The sequence below is a fragment of the Daejeonella sp. genome, from assembly GCF_037719425.1.
Lineage (GTDB): Bacteria > Bacteroidota > Bacteroidia > Sphingobacteriales > Sphingobacteriaceae > Daejeonella.
Genome location: NZ_JBBJNI010000199.1, coordinates 1 through 6,067, shown reverse-complemented (window position 1 = coordinate 6,067; position 6,067 = coordinate 1). Strand labels below are relative to the sequence as shown.

Here is a 6,067-nt window from a genome sequence, read left to right as displayed (position 1 = left end):
TAAAACTCCACACGCAGGATAATGTACGAAGGTCCCTCGCTGCGCTCGGGATGACATGGGCGGATAACAATCTAATAACCCTAACTAAACCCTTACATAATTTCAGAACAGTAAATTGCAGGATGAAAACCGATAAATATTTGAACCCGCTGAACTGGTTTGCAGGAATTTCTGCATTAATCTTTAAAATTCGCATGAGGCCGCTTTATTCTCTTTTCAGGCAAGGATGCGATAAAGAAGGCGGACAAATCAGTGTCGGGCTAACATGAGAATACTTTATGCCATCCAGGGAACAGGAAATGGCCACCTGAGCAGGGCCACGGATGTTATCCCATGCCTTAAAAAACACGGAGAAGTTGATATACTTGTCAGCGGCAGCCAGGGTGATCTGAACCTCCCCTTCCCCATAAAATATAAGCTCTCTGGCTTGAGCTTTATTTTTGGAAAATCAGGAGGGGTGAGTATATGGAAAACTCTTGCACGCACGAATATCCGGAAACTTCTAAGATCTATTAAGACTCTGCCGGTAGAGGAGTATGATCTCGTGATCAATGATTTTGAACCGGTTTCAGCATGGGCATGCTACTTTAAAAACAAGGCGTGCATTTCACTGAGCCATCAGGCAGCTGTTCTTAGTCCCGGACTTCCCCGACCCGCGGAAAACGATATGATGGGAAAGCTGATACTTAATAACTATGCGCCTTCCAGCTCACAATATGGCTTTCACTTCTCCTCCTTTAGAGAGAATATTTTTACGCCGGTTATACGCCGCGAAGTGCGAGCTCAGCAAATAACTGATGCCGGGCATTATACGGTTTATCTGCCTTCTTATGATGACGAGCGATTGATCAATTTCCTTTCGGAGTTTAACGATGTAGAATGGGACGTGTTTTCGAAACATAATTCAAGACCCCTCAAAGTCAGAAATATTAACATCCAGCCAATTGATGGCGCCAAATTTACCACAAGTATGGCATCGTCTTCTGGCGTACTATGCGGGGCTGGTTTCGAAACTCCTGCAGAAGCTCTATTTCTCGGGAAAAAGCTGATGGTGATCCCGATGAAAAATCAGTATGAACAGCATCTTAATGCAGCTGCACTACAGGCTATGAAGGTTCCTGTTATAAAAAACTTAAAACCCAAGTATCAACCTTTAATTTCAGAGTGGCTCGAACACGGGCAGAAAATTGCTGTCAATTATCCTGATATTACACAGAAAGTTATCGATATGATCGTTAAGAAACATCAAGCCGATACTACTTTTGACAGTGCCGAAACTTTGTTTATCTAAAAAGGTTTTAAAGGTATGGAGATTGGAGATGAGTTAAGCCGTGATCTGTTCGGGGAGGATTTTAAGTGGGGGGTGTCAACCGCAGCTTACCAGATAGAAGGCAGCCATGATATCGATGAGAAGGGCAGCTCTATCTGGGATGTATATACTGAACGGAAAAATAAGGTACTAAGCGGCCATCATGGGAAGATTGCCTGCGACTTTTACAATCGATACCCCGCCGATCTTTCTCTCGTAAAGAAGCTTAACATCCCCAATTTCAGATTCTCTGTTTCCTGGCCCAGGATACTTCCTTGTGGCACAGGTGCCGTCAATCAGAAAGGAATCGACTTTTATAACAGGGTAATTGACGCCTGCCTGGAAAATGGAACGGATCCCTGGCTTACTTTATATCACTGGGACCTGCCACATGCCCTCGAGCTAAAAGGGGGCTGGACAAACCGCGATATTATCTCCTGGTTCTCGGAATACGCAGCCGTTTGCGCAAAACACTTTGGCGACCGGGTTAAACACTGGATCGTGATGAATGAGCCTATGGCATTCACAGGAGCCGGATACTTTCTTGGTGTTCACGCCCCGGGACGAACGGGCGCGCAAAATTTCATACCGGCCATCCACCACAGTGTGTTAAGCACAAGTGAAGGGGGCCGAATTTTAAAAGACCTGCTTCCGGGTGCAGAAATCGGGACTACATTCTCCTGTTCCTTGGTGGAGCCCTACACCAATCGTCCGAAGGATGTAAACGCCGCTAAACGCATTGACGCGCTGTTAAACCGCATGTTTATTGAACCTATTCTCGGCATGGGCTATCCCGAAGAGGAGCTGCCTTTTTTGAAAAGGATCGAAAAGTATATGCAACCAGATGATAAGGACAAAATGGCTTTTGATTTTGATTTCATCGGGATCCAGAACTATACGCGGGAGGTCGTTAGAAATTCATTTTTCACTCCGTATGTTAAAGCTGCCGTGGTAAAGGCGAAGGACAGGAGTGTGCCGGTTACTGCTATGGGCTGGGAAGTATATCCTGCCTCTATGTATGAGATGGTCAGGAAATTCAATGCATACAAAGGCATTAAAAAAATTTATATCACTGAAAATGGTGCAGCGTTTACTGATACTTTGAGTGATGCCAAGATCGATGATGTCCAGCGTACAAATTATATTAAAGCTAATTTGCAGCAGATCCTTAAAGCGCGGAATGAAGGACTTAATGTAGACGGATATTTCGTGTGGACATTAACCGATAACTTTGAATGGTCAGAGGGATACCATCCCCGGTTTGGATTAGTGTATGTGGATTTTGAAACCCAGGAACGCATAATAAAAGCATCAGGGCACTGGTATTCTGAATTTTTAAAGGGCCCAGAGGTTAAAACTCAGCCAGACTTAAATTGCAAAAAAAGCGATTTGATATCCAGCATCGCCTCCAAATCCTGATTGTCCATAAGGTCCTCCGCTTCCGGCATCGTGCCTTCGAAAATTTCTGGCTGATATTTGTAGATGCTCCATTTGCCATTGTGATATTCGAGAGATGTCAGGCTTTCTACCCAGTCGCCGGAATTGAGATATAATACCTTCCCTTTCGGGGATGACATTTCCCGCATTTCAGGCTGATGTATGTGTCCGCAAACAACATATTTGTAGCCTTTGTCTATTGCCAGTTCGGAGGCAGTGTTTTCAAAATCATTAATGAACTTTACAGCGTCCTTAAACCGGGCTTTTATTCGTTTAGAAAAACTCAACTTTTCTCTTCCAATCGCTATAAGGCACCAGTTCACAAAACTATTCAGCAGGATCAGAGAATCATAGCCTACAGCCCCAAGCCTGGCAAGCCATTTCGAATTCTGCATGGTGATATCAAATACATCTCCATGGAATATCCACGCTTTGTTACCATCCAGATTCAGCACCAGTTTATTTAAGAGCCGGAAGCTCCCGACCTTCAGGTCTGCAAATTTACGCAGCATCTCATCATGATTACCTGTGAGGTAATATACAGGGACTCCTTCAGAAACGAACTTCATTATCCTTCTTAAGACTTTCATGTGCGACTCTGGCCAGTATGATTTACTGAATTGCCAGACATCTATTATATCACCATTCAAAATGATCTTTTTAGGTTTTATACTTTTAAGGTAGCAGAGCAACTCCTGGGCGTGGCATCCGTAGGTGCCCAGGTGAATGTCGGATATTATTACGAGGTCTACTTCGCGTTTGGGCATTCGGGTCTTATTTTCCAAAGGAAGAGCATGCATGTAAGCTGAATGTTAACTGTGGGTTATGCTTTATGAAGGGTTGCTGCGCTCGGCCAGAGCGTCTAAGGATTGCTTCGTCGTGCCTCCTCGCAATGACAGAACACTCGGTAATAAAGGGAGGGGGATAAAGTTGGAGCTTCAACTTTATCCCCCTCCTTGAAATTCTTTGTTGATGGCCGGTCATTGCGAGCACAGCGAAGCAACCAAATTAGCGGAAAAACGTTTTGCCTTTGACTATATAAATACTACATTACAGCTTTCGCGATGCTTATTTAGCTTATTATAATACTTTGACCCGAACAATTTTCATGATATGAACAGCTTTTTAAGAATAAGTGCTATAAGCTTTTTGATGCTAGTTGTGCTTGCCGCGACTGCACAATCGAACAAGCCTGTTAAAGTTGAGGTGGTGAAGGACCATGAGGGCTTTAAACTACTGCGGGACGGAAAACAATATTTTGTTAAGGGCGCAGGAGGTACGAGTTACATGGAAAAGCTGCCCGAATATGGGGGCAATTCCGTGCGCACATGGAGTACCAGGGATGCTATGGGGATCCTGGATAAAGCGCAGGCTCTTGGCTTAACAGTAACAATGGGTCTGGATGTTGCAAGGGAACGCCATGGCTTCAACTATGATGACACTACAGCAGTAAAAAAACAGCTTGAAAAACTGCGGAAAGAAGTTATCACCTACAAAGATCATCCAGCTTTGCTGATGTGGGGTATAGGAAATGAGTTGAATCTTAGTGCCACGAATCCGAAAGTCTGGGACGCAGTGAATGATATCTCTAAGATGATCCATGAGGTAGATCCAAATCACCCTTCCACAACAATGCTGGCCGGAGTAAATAAAAAAGTAATCGAAGAGATTAAGGTACGTACACCTGATATAGACCTGCTTTCTGTACAGACTTACGGAAGCCTTCCCGTTGTTCCGGATCGGGTCAAAGCCAGCAACTGGACAAAGGCTTACATGGTTACAGAATGGGGACCAACCGGGCATTGGGAAAGCAAGATCCTCCCATGGAAGGCGGCAGTGGAGGAAACCAGCAGTCAGAAAGCCGCTGTTTACAAAAGTCGTTATGAAGCCTCTATCCAAAAAGATAAAAATTGTCTTGGCTCATACGTTTTCCTCTGGGGACAAAAACAGGAGCGAACTCCTACCTGGTATGGCCTGTTCACTGAAGCGGGAGAAGGTTCCGAGGTGCTGGATGTCATGCATTATCTGTGGTCAGGGAAATGGCCCGCAAACCAGGCTCCGCATCTTGAAACGTTAGCACTTGACGGTAAGCAAACGCCGGAGGCAATCTACCTTTCGAGAAATCAAAGTTACAAAGTGGTTGCAATAGTTACTGATCCTAATAAAGACCAGCTGGCCTACCGGTGGGAGTTACTTCCCGAGAGTACCGACTTAAAAGAAGGAGGTGATAAAGAAGCAAGGCCAAAGCCAATTACGGGATTGATAACAGAAAACATACCAGGCAGTATCTCATTAAGATCACCGAAAAAATCCGGAGCTTATCGCTTGTTCCTCTATGCTTCTGATGGTAAAAATAAAGTCGCCACCGGGAATATTCCTTTTTACGTAAGCGAATAATTCAGCGCCTGGGATAGAAAAATACCAGGGACCAAGATAGGGAGAGCCCCGAAGTCTTGATACCTGATACTTAATACTTGCTACTTCTAAAGGCTCTGAAGATAATTCGCTGAACTGAAACCCTCAGTTCCGTCTTCGGTACGGACATAATACCAGTCATTGTACATCCTTTTTATAAGCTGCACCTGAGATTCATGCTTTGCCTTGCCGATTATTTCATAATCGGTTCCCGGCCCTTTTCTAATATTCAGATTTGATGATTGAGTGACCACTTTCATCTTTATATTCTTGCTGGTCAGGTCTTCCATCTCGAGCAGATTAAAAACATTCACTACGCCTGGCTGACCCTTTAGAGCTGCGACAGCTCTTTCGCCGGTTGCCATGTCAGGTACCGTGCCGGCAACAGTCAGGGTTCCTTTTACATCCTGCACCCATAGATTTGGAATGTTAATCCCGGCACGCTTAAGAACGTCGCCATAATTATTTTGGAGTTGTTGGTTTACAACCCCTTTATTTACTTGATCAAATAGTCCCATGATAATTTATTTTACAGCAATACAGGTAACTGTATTGCCTTTGTTTATAAGAATAAGATTGTCTTTGTCCAGTTTACTGATAGTGTAAACTTCACTGCTTTTGCCTGCGCTTGAAACTGTCGAAAGATTCTTGACAGCTTCATCCACGGTATATGTACCCTGGTCAGCGCCAATTCCTCCGGATGTAGAGTAATTACCATCCTTAGTAAACACCATTTTGGAGTTAGCTATCATCGCATTTCTTAGCGAGTCCGGAAGATCCGTTTCCGTGTTAATTCCGGTTACTTGCCAAGTATTGGCAATTTGTGCGTCTTTTTTCCCACAGGCGAATAGTACAAAACAGAACATTGCGCCTAGAGTAAATAATTTTAAATTTTTCATTCGTTTA

At 44.1% G+C, this 6,067-nt stretch carries 7 protein-coding genes; 4 read left to right on the top strand and 3 right to left on the bottom strand.

The genetic code is table 11. The annotated features are described in order from the left end of the window. The 3 genes from WKF69_RS18135 to WKF69_RS18125 form a co-directional block, all read left to right on the top strand. A partial coding sequence (locus tag WKF69_RS18135) for a hypothetical protein (protein ID WP_340383739.1) occupies positions 1–269 on the top strand: 269 nt, incomplete at its 5' end. Next, positions 266–1,291, top strand: coding sequence for a glycosyltransferase family protein (locus WKF69_RS18130; RefSeq protein WP_340383737.1), 1,026 nt, complete (start codon positions 266–268; stop codon positions 1,289–1,291). The genes WKF69_RS18135 and WKF69_RS18130, both read left to right, overlap by 4 nt. A gap of 15 nt (positions 1,292–1,306) precedes the next feature. Further along, positions 1,307–2,728, top strand: a complete 1,422-nt coding sequence (locus WKF69_RS18125; RefSeq protein ID WP_340383735.1) for a GH1 family beta-glucosidase — start codon at positions 1,307–1,309, stop codon at positions 2,726–2,728. Here WKF69_RS18125 and WKF69_RS18120 read toward each other — a convergent pair. Beyond that, positions 2,668–3,513, bottom strand: coding sequence for a UDP-2,3-diacylglucosamine diphosphatase (locus WKF69_RS18120; RefSeq protein WP_340383733.1), 846 nt, complete (start codon positions 3,511–3,513; stop codon positions 2,668–2,670). The two genes, WKF69_RS18125 and WKF69_RS18120, sit on opposite strands and share 61 nt — an antisense overlap. Positions 3,514–3,859: 346 nt before the next feature. Between WKF69_RS18120 and WKF69_RS18115 the strand changes: the two genes are divergently transcribed. Then, entirely contained in the window at positions 3,860–5,143 is a 1,284-nt protein-coding gene (locus WKF69_RS18115; RefSeq protein WP_340383731.1) for a glycoside hydrolase family 2 TIM barrel-domain containing protein, read from the top strand. Positions 5,144–5,229: 86 nt separating this feature from the next. Here WKF69_RS18115 and WKF69_RS18110 read toward each other — a convergent pair whose 3' ends face one another. Both WKF69_RS18110 and WKF69_RS18105 read right to left on the bottom strand, forming a co-directional pair. After that, positions 5,230–5,679: an SH3 domain-containing protein gene (locus tag WKF69_RS18110; protein WP_340383729.1), complete on the bottom strand. Its 450-nt coding sequence runs from the start codon at positions 5,677–5,679 to the stop codon at positions 5,230–5,232. A 6-nt stretch (positions 5,680–5,685) separates the two neighbouring features. Then, a partial coding sequence (locus WKF69_RS18105; RefSeq protein ID WP_340383727.1) for a hypothetical protein occupies positions 5,686–6,067 on the bottom strand: 382 nt, incomplete at its 5' end.